The organism is Streptomyces sp. NPDC090045 (genome assembly GCF_044747975.1).
Lineage (GTDB): Bacteria > Actinomycetota > Actinomycetes > Streptomycetales > Streptomycetaceae > Streptomyces.
Genome location: NZ_JBIVFA010000003.1, coordinates 429,760 through 443,150, shown reverse-complemented (window position 1 = coordinate 443,150; position 13,391 = coordinate 429,760). Strand labels below are relative to the sequence as shown.

12 protein-coding genes are annotated in these 13,391 nt (G+C 72.7%); 4 read left to right on the top strand and 8 right to left on the bottom strand.

Features of this window, described 5'->3' with window-relative positions:
• Position 1 precedes the first annotated feature (1 nt).
• The 3 genes from ACIPYQ_RS10905 to ACIPYQ_RS10895 form a co-directional block, all read right to left on the bottom strand.
• Complete coding sequence (locus ACIPYQ_RS10905) at positions 2-1,186, bottom strand: exonuclease SbcCD subunit D (protein ID WP_401248662.1); 1,185 nt, start codon at positions 1,184-1,186, stop codon at positions 2-4.
• A gap of 131 nt (positions 1,187-1,317) precedes the next feature.
• The gene (locus ACIPYQ_RS10900; RefSeq protein ID WP_401248659.1) at positions 1,318-3,042 is read right to left on the bottom strand and encodes a PKD domain-containing protein; all 1,725 of its coding nucleotides are present in this window, start codon (positions 3,040-3,042) and stop codon (positions 1,318-1,320) included.
• Between the two features lie 255 nt (positions 3,043-3,297).
• The gene (locus ACIPYQ_RS10895) at positions 3,298-4,185 is read right to left on the bottom strand and encodes a LysR family transcriptional regulator (RefSeq protein WP_401248656.1); all 888 of its coding nucleotides are present in this window, start codon (positions 4,183-4,185) and stop codon (positions 3,298-3,300) included.
• An 84-nt stretch (positions 4,186-4,269) separates the two neighbouring features.
• On the opposite strand from ACIPYQ_RS10895, the gene ACIPYQ_RS10890 reads away from it, so the two are divergent.
• Positions 4,270-5,265 (top strand): threonine/serine dehydratase, encoded by a 996-nt coding sequence (locus ACIPYQ_RS10890; RefSeq protein WP_401248653.1) that lies wholly within the window; start codon positions 4,270-4,272, stop codon positions 5,263-5,265.
• Positions 5,266-5,373: 108 nt separating this feature from the next.
• On the opposite strand, the gene ACIPYQ_RS10885 is transcribed toward ACIPYQ_RS10890, so the two are convergent.
• The gene (locus ACIPYQ_RS10885) at positions 5,374-6,015 is read right to left on the bottom strand and encodes a dihydrofolate reductase family protein (protein ID WP_401248650.1); all 642 of its coding nucleotides are present in this window, start codon (positions 6,013-6,015) and stop codon (positions 5,374-5,376) included.
• Positions 6,016-6,382: 367 nt separating this feature from the next.
• Here ACIPYQ_RS10885 and ACIPYQ_RS10880 point away from each other — a divergent pair, with 367 nt between their 5' ends.
• Positions 6,383-7,474, top strand: a complete 1,092-nt coding sequence (locus tag ACIPYQ_RS10880) for a PP2C family protein-serine/threonine phosphatase (protein ID WP_401248648.1) — start codon at positions 6,383-6,385, stop codon at positions 7,472-7,474.
• A gap of 60 nt (positions 7,475-7,534) precedes the next feature.
• Here the strand turns inward: ACIPYQ_RS10880 and ACIPYQ_RS10875 are convergent, their stop codons facing one another.
• Positions 7,535-8,038: a MarR family winged helix-turn-helix transcriptional regulator gene (locus tag ACIPYQ_RS10875; RefSeq protein ID WP_401249364.1), complete on the bottom strand. Its 504-nt coding sequence runs from the start codon at positions 8,036-8,038 to the stop codon at positions 7,535-7,537.
• A 238-nt stretch (positions 8,039-8,276) separates the two neighbouring features.
• Here ACIPYQ_RS10875 and ACIPYQ_RS10870 point away from each other — a divergent pair, with 238 nt between their 5' ends.
• Entirely contained in the window at positions 8,277-9,407 is a 1,131-nt protein-coding gene (locus tag ACIPYQ_RS10870; RefSeq protein ID WP_401248645.1) for an NADH:flavin oxidoreductase, read from the top strand.
• Positions 9,408-9,444: 37 nt separating this feature from the next.
• On the opposite strand, the gene ACIPYQ_RS10865 is transcribed toward ACIPYQ_RS10870, so the two are convergent.
• Complete coding sequence (locus tag ACIPYQ_RS10865; protein WP_401248642.1) at positions 9,445-10,398, bottom strand: SMP-30/gluconolactonase/LRE family protein; 954 nt, start codon at positions 10,396-10,398, stop codon at positions 9,445-9,447.
• A gap of 380 nt (positions 10,399-10,778) precedes the next feature.
• Here ACIPYQ_RS10865 and ACIPYQ_RS10860 point away from each other — a divergent pair, with 380 nt between their 5' ends.
• Entirely contained in the window at positions 10,779-11,240 is a 462-nt protein-coding gene (locus tag ACIPYQ_RS10860) for a hypothetical protein (protein WP_401248640.1), read from the top strand.
• 80 nt (positions 11,241-11,320) lie between these two features.
• Here ACIPYQ_RS10860 and ACIPYQ_RS10855 read toward each other — a convergent pair whose 3' ends face one another.
• Positions 11,321-11,554: a hypothetical protein gene (locus ACIPYQ_RS10855; protein WP_401248637.1), complete on the bottom strand. Its 234-nt coding sequence runs from the start codon at positions 11,552-11,554 to the stop codon at positions 11,321-11,323.
• A gap of 48 nt (positions 11,555-11,602) precedes the next feature.
• A complete protein-coding gene (locus ACIPYQ_RS10850) occupies positions 11,603-13,363 on the bottom strand; it encodes a thiopeptide-type bacteriocin biosynthesis protein (protein ID WP_401248634.1) in 1,761 nt (586 codons plus the stop codon).
• Between the last annotated feature and the right edge of the window lie 28 nt (positions 13,364-13,391).

The following is a 13,391-nucleotide window of genomic DNA, read 5'->3' as shown; positions in this document are numbered from 1 at the left end:
GTCAGACGGCTTCCTTCTCCTGGGCTCCGATGCGGGAGCCGTCGATCGCCTCCCGCAGGAGGGCGCGTTCGTCGTCGGTGGGCTCGGTGCCCCGCACGGTGGCGATGAAGTCGTGGGTGATGTCGAGGTCGCCGCGGCCGCGCAGTCGCTCGCTGTACGTGGGGGTGGTGGTGGCCTGGGCGGGGATGGCGGCGGGGACGTGTTCGAGCTGCAGGGTGTGGGGGAAGCGCTGTTTGAGGCGGGCCATCGGTTCGTAAGGGCGGGCGCTGTCGGTGAGCGTGACGTGCAGCCAGTACCCGGTCAGGGCCTCGTGGGCCGGGTCGGTCAGCAGGTCCTCCAACCGGCCCGTCAGACGTGCCAGGGGAAGCCGCAGGTCCGGGGGCAGTGGCGAGCGGGTGACGGTGGGCGCGGCGCCTGCGGGCAGGTCGACCAGGGTCAGCGACTTGGTGTGCCCGGCCTCGGAGAAGGAGTAGGCCAGCGGGGAGCCGCTGTAGTGGGCCGTGTCGGTGACCCGTTGGGGGCGGTGCAGGTGTCCGAGGGCGGCGTAGTCGATGCCGGCGAAGACGGCGGCCCCGGCGTGGGCGATGCCTCCGACGCTGATGTTCCGTTCGCTGTCGGTTTCGCCGGCGGGGGCGCTGGCGCCGGTAATGAAGGCGTGGGCGAGCACGACGGAGCGGGTGCCCTCGGGGCGGGTGGCGAGGTCGGCGCGGACGCGGTCCAGGGCGGCGGTGAGCACGGCCTGGTGGGAGGCCGCCTCGGCGTCCAGGTGGGTACGGACGAGGGTGGGCTCGAGGTAGGGCACTGCGTAGACGGCGACCGGGCCGTCGGCGTCCTGGAGCAGGACGGGGATGCCGATGTCGGCCGGATCGGTCCGCAGATGGACCCGGGCCCGGGCCAGCAGGCCGGCGCCGACGCCCAGGCGGTGGGCGGAGTCGTGGTTCCCGCTGATCAGGATGGTGGGTATGTCCAGGTCCGCCAACTGGTGCAGGGCGTGGCTGAACAGGCGCACCGCGTCCAGACTGGGAATGGCCCGGTCGTAGACGTCACCGGCGACCAGCAGTGCGTCCACCTGCTCGGTTCTGACGGTGTCGCAGATGTGGTCGAGGACTTTGCGCTGGGCGTCGATCAGGTCTTCTCCGTGGAACCGGCGGCCCAGGTGCCAGTCCGAAGTGTGCAGGAACCTCATGGACACAGACCGTAACCGCGGCCGCAGGGATCATGGACGGTTTTCCCGATATACGGAACCTGCTTGGATGCGGCGGCAGTTGAGGAGGGTTCCGCGGGGGTGGCCCGCTCGCGCACGCCACCCCCCGGGAGTCACTTCGACTGGTAGACGCCGAAGACGTCGAGCACCAGGTCGGCGTCCTGATGGCCCTGGTTCCAGAAGGTGATGACTCCGTGGTCGCCGTCGCTCGCCTGCACCAGGTTCGGGACGGTCGTGCCGGCCGTCCAGTTCAGGGTGGAGGAGCCGGGGCGCGGCCCGGCGGGCGCGGCGGGTCCGCCCTCCGCCGGCAGCGCGTAGGGGCTCGGCGCCACCGAGAGGAATCCGGTGCCGCCGGTCTCGGTGACGGTGGTGTTCAGCACGTAGGCCTCGACACCCGTCGCGGCCTCGGGTGTGAACCCCTGCGTGATGTACTCCCGGGCCCGGAACCTGCCGCCGGGCCAGCCGTAGGCCTCCTCGCGGGTGTCGAGCGTCCGGAACGGGGTGAAGGGCAGGAAGGCGGCCTTGCTCTCCTTGCTGTAGTAGCCGACGACGTCGACCACCACGTGGGCCGGCATCCAGGACCCGTTGAAGACCTTGATCGTCCCGTCCGCGGCCACCGGCACGATCACCGCGTTGGCCACCGTCTGACCGGGCACGAAGTTCAGGTTCGACGCCGTCGGGACGGGCCCGGCGCCGGAGTACGCGGTCAGGTGGCCCGGCCCCCCGGGTTCGGTCACCGTGACGTTCAGCGCCACGGCCGTGATGCCCTGGGGCACGCCCTGCAGGCCGCCGATCTGCGTCGTGAAGGCGCTGCGCGCGGCGAGCCGGCCCTGGGACGCTCCGAGACCCTCACGGGTGTCCACGAACCGGGCGGGCGTCATCGAGGTGTAGCCGCCGGCCGAGGCCCGGGTGAAGTAGCCGGTGACGTCGGCGATCAGGTCGACCGACGCCGGGCCGCCGTTGTAGAGCTCCACGTACCCGTCCTCGCCGACCGGCACGATCACCAGGTTCGGGACGGACCGGCCGGCCGTGTAGTTCAGGTTCGAGGTCCCCGGGCGCTCGTAGCCCGCGCCGGGCCACGCGGTCACGTACCCGCTCTCGACGGTCTCCGTGACCGTGACGTTGAGGGCGACCGCGGTGACCCCGGCCGGGACGGCGGCGTTGCCGGCCACCTTCACCCGTACGGAACCCAGCCCGGCGACCTTGTCCGCCGCGGGCGCGCCGGTGCCGTCGCGGGTGTCGAGGAGCCGGGTCGGAGTGTGCGGGGTGAAGTCGGAGCCGGGGGTGAGGAAGGCACCCCCGTTGACGGCCTGAACCGCGTTGGCGGTGTCGGTCACCGTCACCTTCACCTGGTACTCGCCGGACTTGTCGTACGTGTGCGAGTGGTGCAGCTCGGCGTTGCCCTGGGCGGTGACCGTGTCGGTCTTCCCGTCGCCCCAGTCGATGACGACACCGAGTGCGAAGTCGGCGCTCGTGATCAGGGTGGTGAGCTCGATCCCGTGCGCGGTGTAGCTGGTGCCGCTGACGTCCACCGCGAGAGCCGGATTGGCCCCCGCGTCCGCGGCGGCCGCCGCGGGCTGCACGGTCTGTGCGGTCTGTGCGGCCTGCGCCGCCTGCGCGGTCTGCGGTGCGGCGGTCTTGGCGTTCGCCTTGCCGTTCGCCGTGGCGGCGCCGGGCAGGGTGGTGCGGATCGTGCGGTCGGCCGGGCTGTGGAAGCCCTCGGAGGTGGATGCCTTGGCTATGGCCTCGGCCACGCCGGCCGCGACGGGTACCGGATCCGCGGCCTGCGCGGTGCCCGGGATGATGCCGAGACCGGCTGCCACGAGGGCAGCGGTCATTACGAGTCGGTGGTTGCGCACCGGCCCCCCAGTTGTGGTGATGAGCGAAGAGGGGCCAACGTATGGAGGGTTCCGGCCAAGGGTCACGAGGTTCCGGCACGATTCACTCCATAGGGGCCAAGGCTTTACCGGCTGTGCGGTTTGTGATCGACCGGAGGTGTCACCGCAACGCCGTCACGGACGCGGTGGTGATGACGCACGAGCACGTTGACCACATCGACGGGCTCGACACCGGCCATCGATTTCCGAGCTGCCTCAACGCGGAGGGGGTGTCGTCGCCGCGGCCTGCGCGAGGTGTTCCAGCAGCGCCCCGGTCGCCGGTGGGTCGGGGGGTTCTCCGTGCACCGCGGCGTCGATCGACCGTTGCTGATCGGGGAGGGGCACCACCCTGACCGAAGGGTTGCGCTGGGCGGTCAGGGCCAGGGCCGGCAGCGTGGTGACTCCCAGTCCGGCCGCGACGAGTGCCTGTACTGCCACGTAGTCGTCGGTGGTGAAGGCGATGTCCGGCGTGAAGCCGGTGGCGGCGCAGGATCGCACCAGGTGGTTGCGGCATCGCTCGCATCCGGCGATCCACCGGCGCGTGGCGTGGTCGGCGAGGGTGTCGCCGGGGAGGCCGGTCGGGGTCACGAGGTAGATCGCCTCGGTGAGCAGCGGCGTTCGGCGTAGCCCGTCGTCGGCCTGTGGCGCGTCGGGGTAGGTGAACAGCAGCGCCACGTCGACCTCGCCCGATCGCAGGAGCCGTGCCGCATCGGGCGGTTCGGCCTCGGTCAGGCGCAGCTCGACATCGGGGTGGGCGGCGGTGAACGCGGCCGCGGCCCGTGGGACGAACGTGCCCAGGGCGGAGGGGAACGCGGCCAGCCGGACCCGGCCCGCCCGCAGCCCGGTGTGCGCGGCGAGCTCGGCCTCTGCCGCGTCGAGACGGCCCAGGATCTCCTCGGCGCGCTCGGCCAGCATCCGGCCCGCGTCGGTCAGGCGAATGCCGCGGCCCACCCGCTGGACGAGCTTGCTGCCGGTCTCGGTCTCCAGCCGGGCCAGGTGGTGGCTGATCGAGGGTTGCGCATAACTCAGTTCCCGGGCCGCGGCGGTGACCGAACCGTATCTGGCAACCGCGGCAAGCACCCGCAGGCGGGTCACGTCGAGCATGACACCCAACCTATCAATCCCATTGATGAGTCTCCACGAAAAATGGCATTGGACCTATGAGACGGTCCCGCCCACGATGGCGGCATGGAACACGAACTCACCTATGCCGATGTGCTCGCCGCACGAGACCTCCTGACCGGGCACCTGCCCGTCACGCCGATGTGGTCCTACCCGGCCCTCGATGCGGTGACCGGCGCCACCGTCCACGTCAAGCACGAGAACGTGCAACCGGTCGGGGCCTTCAAGGTGCGCGGCGGACTCACCCTGCTGGCCGCCATGGCCCCCGCGCAGCGGGCCCGCGGGCTCATGACCTACTCCACGGGGAACCATGCGCTGTCGCTGGCCTACGCGTGTGCCGTGTTCGGGGCGCCCTGCTCGGTGGTGATGCCGGCAACGGCCAGCGCCGAGAAGGTACGCGCCGTGCGCGCGCTCGGCGCCACGGCGGTTCTGCACGGGGCGGACATGGCCTCGGCACAGGAGCGGGCCGAGCAGTTGGCGGCGGAGGGCGGCCGGCACCTGGTCAGCCCCGGCGACACGCCGGCCCTGCTGGCCGGGGTCGGCACCACATATCTGGAGGTCCTGGAGGCCCGGCCCGACCTCGACGCCGTAGTGGTACCCGTCGGCAGCGGCACGGGGGCCGCGGCGGCATGTCTCGTCGCCGCGCAGCTCGCACCGGCCTGCCGGGTCATCGCGGTGCAGTCCTCCGCCGCGCCTGCGGCACATGATTCGTGGCGGGGCGGTGCCTGCGTACGGCGTCCGAACCGGACCGCTGTGGACGGCTTGGCCACGGGACGCGGGTTCACGCTGCCGCAGCAGCTCATGCGGGCAGGCCTCGCCGACTTCCGCCTGGTCTCCGACGCGGAGATCTTCGCGGCACAGCGGCTGCTGGCCAGTCATGCGCACACCCTTGCCGAAGGTGCCGGCGCGGCCGCGCTGGCGGCCGTACTGGCCGATCGGGACGGCTTTGCCGGACAGCGCGTCGCCGTGGTCTGCACCGGTGGCAACGCCTCTGCTGCCGAGATCGCCGCACTGGGCGGCCCTGCCGGCCGGGCCCTTGTCACTTCTTCGAGCTGCGGCTGACGCCGGAGGCGATCTGGGAGACCCGCGGCACGGAAATCCCCAGGGTGGCGGCCACCTCGGCCAGGGACTGCCCCCTGGGAGGCAGGGCCGGCCGTGACTGTCTTTCCCTCAGTCGCTTCCGATTCCGCGGTCGGGTGCGCTCATGTCCCCCGTCGCGGGAATCCCGTCGGCGAGCCCGTAGCGCAGGTACACGGTGCCCTTCGGGCTGGCCGCCGGGGGTGCGAGGAGCGTGACGTTGGCTGGCACCGCGCCCTCGCCGAAAACCCTCTTCCCCACGCCGAGCACGATCGGGTGCACCCAGAGGTCGAGACGGTCGAAGAGCTTCTCGCGCAGGAGGGTCTGCACGAGGTTCAGGCTCCCGACGACCTTCACGTGCTCGTGCCGGTCACGGATCTCGCGCACCGCGTCGGCGAGGTCCGGGCCGAGCTGCGTGGACCCCGCCCACGAGAGGTCCGGCGTGCCGCGGGAGGCCACGTACTTCGGGACGCTGTTGAAGAGCGTGGCGAATTCACCGTCCGCGCCGCCCTGCTGGTGAGGCCAGTAGGCGGCGAAGATGTCGTACGTCCGCCGGCCGAGCAGGAGGGCGTCCGTGCCCTCGTACGCGGCATCGACCTGCGCCCCGGCGACCTCGTCCAGCAGGGGTGCCTGCCAGCCGCCGAACGGGAACCCCACCGGGTCCTCGTCGGGACCGCCGGGCGCCTGCCCGACGAGGTCGAGGGTCGCGAACAGCTCGATTTCGATGAGGCCCATGGCTTGCTCCCGATGAGTCGGTCGTCTCCGTCAAGGGATAGACCCGCGGGTGCCCGCGGACTCATCGCCGCGACGGCCCCCGGTTTCGCCCGGCCGGAGGGTTAGCCCGTCCGGCCGAAGCAGGCGGCGCGCCGGTCGAGGGCCCCTCACCCCACCAGGGGGCGAGAGCTGCGGCCACGGAGCCGCGCGGTGTGCCGGCCGGGCCTCCCGCACTCAGTGCTTCTGCTTGCGGACAGTTTCTGTCCGCAAGGGAGGGCCGGATCGGTGAGGTACGCCCCGGCCCGGAGGCGCCCGCGGAGTCGGCGGCGAGCCGCCGACTCCGTCCGCCAGAGCGCTATGCCCTCATTGCCCGGATAGTCTGGGAAGTGTGATCGAGTCCGGACGGCCGCGGCTCCGTCGGCGATACGGCCGGGGGAGGCTTGTACGGCTGTCACCGGTCATCCTGACCATCGTGATCGCCAGCCTGGCTTACGCCACTCCGCGGGAAATGGCCTTCAGCCGCCTCCTGCCCGCGGCGCCGGCCCTGGCTGCCGCCATGTGGCCGGTCCTGCCCACCGTCCTGCTCGGGACGGTCTGCCTCTTCCTGATGATCGGCCTCGGCTTCCTCTTCCCCGATCTGGGAACGTGGTGGACGGCCTCGGGGATCGTCGCGGTCACCGTGGCCGCCGCGTACGGAAGCCACGTCCGGCTCCAGCGGGAACGCACCCTCATGCAGGTGCGGCTCGTCGCCGACGCGGCGCAGCAGGTGGTGCTGAGCCCCATGCCACGCCGCATCGGGAACGTCGAGATCGAGTCGCTGTACCTCGCGGCCGCGGCGGAGGCCCGCATCGGCGGGGACTTCTACGAGGTGGTCGACACGCCGTTCGGGGTCAGGCTGCTCATCGGTGACGTGCGGGGCAAGGGCCTGCCGGCGGTGGGGGCCGCCGCGGCGATCGTCAACGCCTTCCGGGAGGCGGCCTACAGCGAAACCGACATGATCAACGTCGCCCGCAGGCTGGACGCCAGCAGCACCCGTTACAACGCCGCCTTCCCCCCCGAAGGGCCGATGGAGCGCTTCGCCACCGCCCTTCTCGTCCAGATCCCGCACGAGGGCAGACGTATCGACATCCTCAACTGCGGACATCCCCCGCCACTGCTCCTGAACCACGGGAAACTCCGTGTCCTCGAGACGCCCACCCCCTCGCCCCTGCTCAGCCTCGCGGAGCTGATCGGCGATCGGTACACCATCGACGCCTTCGACTTCACCCCCGGCGACCTGCTGCTGCTCTATACCGACGGGATCGCCGAGGCCCGCGCCCGCGACGGCGAGTTCTTCCCGCTCGCGGCGTGGATGGGCCGACAGCCCCCGACACCGCCCCGCGAACTGCTCACGGCTCTTCACCGCGACCTCCTCCGCTACAGCAGGGGACGCCTCGACGACGACATCGCCGCCCTCGCCGTACGCCTGTGCGACCCCTGAGCGGAGCGGTGACCGCGCGCGACACCCGGCCCGGAGGGGCAACCCGACGCGCAGGCGTTCCTACGGGGCGGGAGTCGCGGGGGCCCGCGGAGCAGGAGTCGGGGATGCGTGCGGGAGCGGCGGGTGGCATCCGGCGCGGGTGTCGTCCTCCTCCGCGCGCGGCCAGAACCGTCCTTCGAGGGCCTCGGCGCTGCGGTTGAGCCGGACCAGCACGTCCTCCAGCTCCCTTACCTCCTCAGGGGACCAGCCGGCGACGACCCGGGCCAGACAGGACCGGTTGACCTCACGGTCCTCCGCGAGCCGGCGCCCGCCTTCGACGGTGATGCACAGCTTGCGGGCCATGCCGCCGTCCGGGTCCGCAACGCGCTCGGCCAGTCCGCAGCGCAGCAGCGCGGCCGTCTGGCGGTTCACGGTCGAGGTGTCGAGAGCGAAGGCCTCGGCCAGCTGTCCGATGGACATGGGGCCCTGTGTCTCGATCCGGCTGAGCAGCAGGTACGCCGACCGCTCCAGGCGTTCGGGATCGCGCTCGCGCCGGGCGAGCACCTGGTGCCGCGAGAGCAGCATCAGCTCCCGCTCCAATTTCTCCAGCACTGCGCCTCCCGCTCCTTCCGGCGCTCCATTATCGCGGACCCGTGTAAGCGGGGTCCGGCGGACCCCCTGAACGGCTCGGCGTGCGGGCGGCGCCGCACGACGGCCGGCCACGGCAATATGCATGATACATATCGTGTGTACTATGCACTTCGCGTTGTCACCCGACACCCCGACACCCCGACGAGCCACAGCCCCAACCTGGAGGACCCGCATGACCGTCACCACGTCCACCGCCTCCCGCGCGGCCGAGATCCTGTCCCGGCCCGTGCAGCTGAACGGCCTCACCGTCCCCAACCGCATCGCGATGGCGCCGATGACGCGGATGTTCTCCCCCGGCGGCGTGCCCGGCGAGGACGTGCAGGCGTACTACGCCAGCCGGGCCGCCGCGGGCGTGGGCCTGATCGTCACCGAGGGCACCTACGTCGGTCACGACTCCGCCGGGCAGAGCGACCGGGTGCCGCGGTTCCACGGCGAGGACCAGCTGGCGGGGTGGGCGAAGGTCGCCGCGGCCGTGCACGAGGCGGGCGGCACGATCGTGCCCCAGCTGTGGCACATAGGCATGGTGCGCAAGCAGGGCGAGGCGCCGTATGCCGACGCCCCCGCCGTCGGCCCCTCCGGCATCCGCGTCGACGGCACCGAGGGGACCGGCAGGGCGATGACCCGCGCCGACCTCGACGACGTCATCGGCGCGTTCGCCGACGCCGCCGCGGAGGCCGAGCGGATCGGCTTCGACGGCATCGAACTGCACGGCGCCCACGGCTACCTGCTCGACCAGTTCCTGTGGGAGCGGACCAACCGCCGCACCGACGCCTACGGAGGCGACGCGGTGGCCCGTACGAAGTTCGCCGCGGAGATCGTGGCCGCGGTCCGCGAGCGCGTCCAGGCCGACTTCCCGGTGATCTTCCGCTACTCGCAGTGGAAGCAGGAGGCCTACGACGCACGGCTCGCGCAGACCCCGGAGGAGCTGGAGGCGATCCTGGCCCCGCTGGCGGCGGCGGGCGTAGACGCGTTCCACGCCTCCACCCGGCGCTACTGGCTCCCGGAGTTCGAGGGATCGGACCTGAACCTGGCGGGCTGGACCAAGAAGCTCACTGGCCGGCCGGCCATCACCGTCGGCTCGGTCGGTCTCGACGGCGACTTCATCCGCGCCTTCGCCGGCGAGGGTGCGGCGCTCGGCGACATCGACAACCTCCTGGACCGCATGGAACGCGACGAGTTCGACATGGTCGCCGTCGGCCGGGCGCTGCTCCAGGACCCGCAGTGGGCGGCGAAGGTCCTCGGCAACCGCTTCGACGAGCTGAAGCCGTACGACCCGGCGGCGCTCAGGTCGCTCAGCCGGTAGCACGGGGCGTTCGCGCTCCGGCCGGAAACGGCGTGCGCTACTCCGCCGAGGCTGCCCGTGGGGTCCGGGTGACCGGCGGGAGGGCCAGGCCGGTGGGGGTGTTGAGGCCGGTGGAGTTCAGGGTGCCCTGGGTGCCGTCGGGGCGGACGCGGAGGACGCGGTTGTTGAAGCCGTCGGCCACGTAGAGGGTGCCGCGGTGGTCGACGGCGAGGCCGAGCGGACTGCTCAGACCCGTGGTGGGGACGGTGGTCTGCGCGCCGGTGCCGGCGGCGATCTTCACCACGCGGTTGTTGCCGCTGTCGGAGACGAAGAGGTCACCCGTGGCGCTCAGGGCCAGCCCGGTGGGCTGCGAGAGGCCGGTGGTCGGGACGGTGCTCTGGCCGGTGCCGTCCGCCGGCACCTTCACCACGCGGTCGTTGACGAAGTCGGAGATGTAGAGGTCTCCGTCGGGTTCCAGGGCCAGCCCCCAGGGGTGCAGCAGTCCGGTGGTGGGGACGGTGGTCTGGCCGGTGCCGTCGGCGGCCACTTTCACCAAGCGGTCGTTGAAGCTGTCGGCGACGTAGAGGTCGCCGACGGGGTCGACGGCCAGGCCCAGGGGGCGCGAGAGGCCGTCGGTGGGGACCGTGGACTGACCGCCCCCGTCCGGAAGCAGCCGCACCACGCGGTTGTTGCCCGTGTCGGAGACGTAGAGGCTGCCCGTACGGTCCCAGGCCAGGCCCGTCGGGCGTACGAGGCCGTCCAGGGGGACGGTGGTCTGGCCGCCGCCGCCGGGCAGGACGACCACGCGGTCGTTGCCGTAGTCGGACACGTACAGCGGCAGGGAGGCGTGCGGGCGCGCGTCGTGGGGCTGGGTGACGCCCACCGCTCGCGCGGGCAGCACGCACAGGAGCAGCAGTCCCGTGAGGGCGGCGAGGCGGCGGGGCAGCGGTCGGCGGATCCGGCGGGCGGGTGCCGGCTCTTGTCCGTGCGGGTCGGCCGGGACGCGTTCCACGATGAGCCACCTCTTGCGCAAGGGCCGGCCGTATGTCGTGCCGACACGGTTCCGCCGACCCTAGGCGGCCGCTGCGAGCCGGTCCGGAGCCACGCCATCGGCGCCGGCGCAGGCCACTCCAATGCGCGGCCGCCCCACGGTCCTTGGCCGGCTCGAAGGACTCTCGCGAAGTCGCATGAGGACGCGTGAGCATGCCTCCGCACGGGGCAGCCACGGGAGTGGGCGGAGGAGGCGCGCGCCGCACGGCCGTGCCGGGGTCCGTTCACTCGAAGAGGCTCGGGAAGATCGATTCTGCGTGCGGTGTTCGCGTGACGCGAGGGATGAGCGAGGTTCCGAGGGCTATGAGACGTCCTGGCAATGGAGCCTTTCGGGAGGTCATCGTGCAACGCATCCGTACCACCGCTCTCGTGGTAGCCGCGGCCCTCGCCGCAGGGGCCGGAATCGCCTACGCGCAGCAGGGCGCGTCCCACTCCGCCGCTTCGCGACAGATCACCACCCACGTGGTGTGGGGACACAGCGACCTCAATCCGGGACAGGTCGGCACGGCCAGAACGGATGACTGTCCGCCCGGCCAGCTCGTCACCGGCGGAGGTGGCTTCCTCTCCTCCTCCGACCTCGGCGCCTTCACCATGAGCGCGAGCTCCATCGCCTGGAACAGCGGGCCGAAGGGCTGGTTCGTCACGGGCAGGAACAACGGCACTGTGCGCGCCACCCTCTTCACCTACGGCCTGTGCACCGCGGCCGTTACCGACCTCCCGGCTGCGGCGGACGTGGAGGGGCGCATGCCGGCGATGCCGCCGAACCTCACGCCCGGCAAGCCGGACGCTCCCGCGGCGGGCTGAGCCTGCCACCGCGCGGCCCGCCGGCCGGCCGGGGGAAGCTCCCGTCGGCCGGGTCGGCCGTGAACGGAGCGCATGGCTCCCTACCGGCGGCGTCGGGCTCCGGGGCCGCAGCGAGTGGCCCAGCCGCCGGCCGGGGTCAGCCGCTCGCCGCCGGCCCGCACGACGACGAGCCCGTCGCCCTCGAAGCCGATGCGGTCGCCGCAGGCCAGGAAGAGCGGGCTCGCCAGCTCGAAGGCGTAGCCGTCGTCGGTTTCGAGGTCCTTCACCAGTACCGATCGTGAGATCGGCGTGGTCCCGTCAGCTATGAGGCGCATGCCGAGATGGTGGCATGCACCACCCCGTGGCGTGCCGCCCCGGGCGTGTCAGCCGTCGCGCCGGTGCGGCCGGCGGCCGAGTGGCAGGAGGTACTGGAGGGGCTGGTCCGGGTCCTGGAGTCCGAGCAGTTCGTGGGCCAGGTCGTCGTGGAAGCCGCCCAGCGGGGTCCCGCCCAGGCCCAGGGCCGTCGCCGTGAGCAGCAGGGTCTGAGCCAGGTGGCCGGTCTCCAGCAGGGCCAGGCGCAGCGCGCGCAGTCCGTAGCGGCGGCGCAGCAGACCGAGGTCGGCGTAGAGGGCGAGGAGGACCGGTGCCTCCGCGACGCCGATCCAGTCCGGGTCGGCCGACGGGCGCGAGAGGTACGTCGACAGGGCGGTGATGTCCTCCAGCGGCGCCACCGGGCCGATGCGGCGCAGGGTCCGGCGCTCGGGGACGCAGTCGTAGGTGCCGGCCGGGAGCCCGGCCACGTCGAGGACGAGCAGGCGGACGCGCGCCGTGTGGAGGGCGCCTGCGCTGGGGTAGGGACGGTGGGCCAGGGTACGGGTCCTGCCGTCGGCGAGGCGCTGCTCACTGCGGCCGCTCTCGGCGAGGGAGTGCCACAGCAGGGCGCCGAGCGTGCCCGCGTCGAGCGGGCCGGTGAGGGCGCCGCGGAGCGAGGAGCGGGCGGCGAGCACGGCGCCCAGGGACACCTCGGGCAACGGAGCGGCGGGGAGCGGGACTTCGGCGGCCGTGGCGCCGGCCGGTTCGTCGTCGTCGGCCGGTTCGTCGTCGGTCGGGGCGTGCGGGCGCAGTGCCGAGTCCTCGCCGCGGCCGATCTGGAACTTGCTGCGCTCCAGGTACTGCAGGTCGGGGGCGGTGTGGCCCGGCGGGAAGAACCCGGCCGGTGTGTCGGTGTCCAGCAGGGTGCGCGCGGCCAGCCGGCACACGGCGCGCTCCTCGTCGGGGCTCACGCCCATCCGGTTGAACAGCATGTGCAGTTGAGAGCCCCAGACCGCGGCGCGGGTCCGCTCCCCCAGGCCGTCGAGCCGTACGTCGGCCTCCCGGACCTGTTCGGCCCAGTACGCCGGCCAGGGCGCCGCCGTGCCCGCCCGGAGGCGGTCGCGCAGGTCCGCGGCGCGCCCGCCGAGAGCCGTGCGCTGCGCCGCGTGGACGGTGTTGACCCGGGTGTGGACGGCGGCGCCGGGCAGCAGCGGCACCTCGGTGACCCAGCGCCAGCCCGCCGCGTGCGCGCGCAGCCAGCGTGCGGCGGCGAGCCGGTCCATGCCGAGCGCGTACGCCGTCGCGTGCGCCAGGTCCGCGGCCGCGGTGAGCCGGGACGCGGCCGTGCTCCCGGCGGGCAGGGCCCGCAGTGCGTCGAGGGCGGTGCGTGTGGAGGCGCCGAAGACCGCCTCGGCGACGGGCAGCGCCCGCGGTCCGCCGTAGCGCCGGGTTTCGGGTACGTAGGGCACGGCGCGGATCTCGCCGTGCCGGGAGGGCCAGGGGAAGGGCACGGCGGGCACCTGCCGGGCCTCCCGCGCCAGCAGGTCGGGGAGTTCGGGGAGCTGCCCGGTGGTGCGGACCCGGATCCGTACGTGGGGGCCGTCCTCCCCGTAGCGGATGAAGAACCAGTCGGTGGCTTCGCCGGCGGCCACGAGGCCGTCGAGGAGCGGGGCCGCGGCACGGACCAGGAAGCGGTCGGTGTCCTCGGTGGTGGAGTGCAGGAAGAGGTGGTGGCTCTGCCAGATGCCGGCGGCGGTGCCCGTGCCGGTGCCGGTCTCGATGCCGGTCTCGGTGCCGGTGTCGCTCTTGGTATCGGTGTCGGTCGTCGTCACGTCGTCCGGTCCTCGTCGTCGCAGGTCG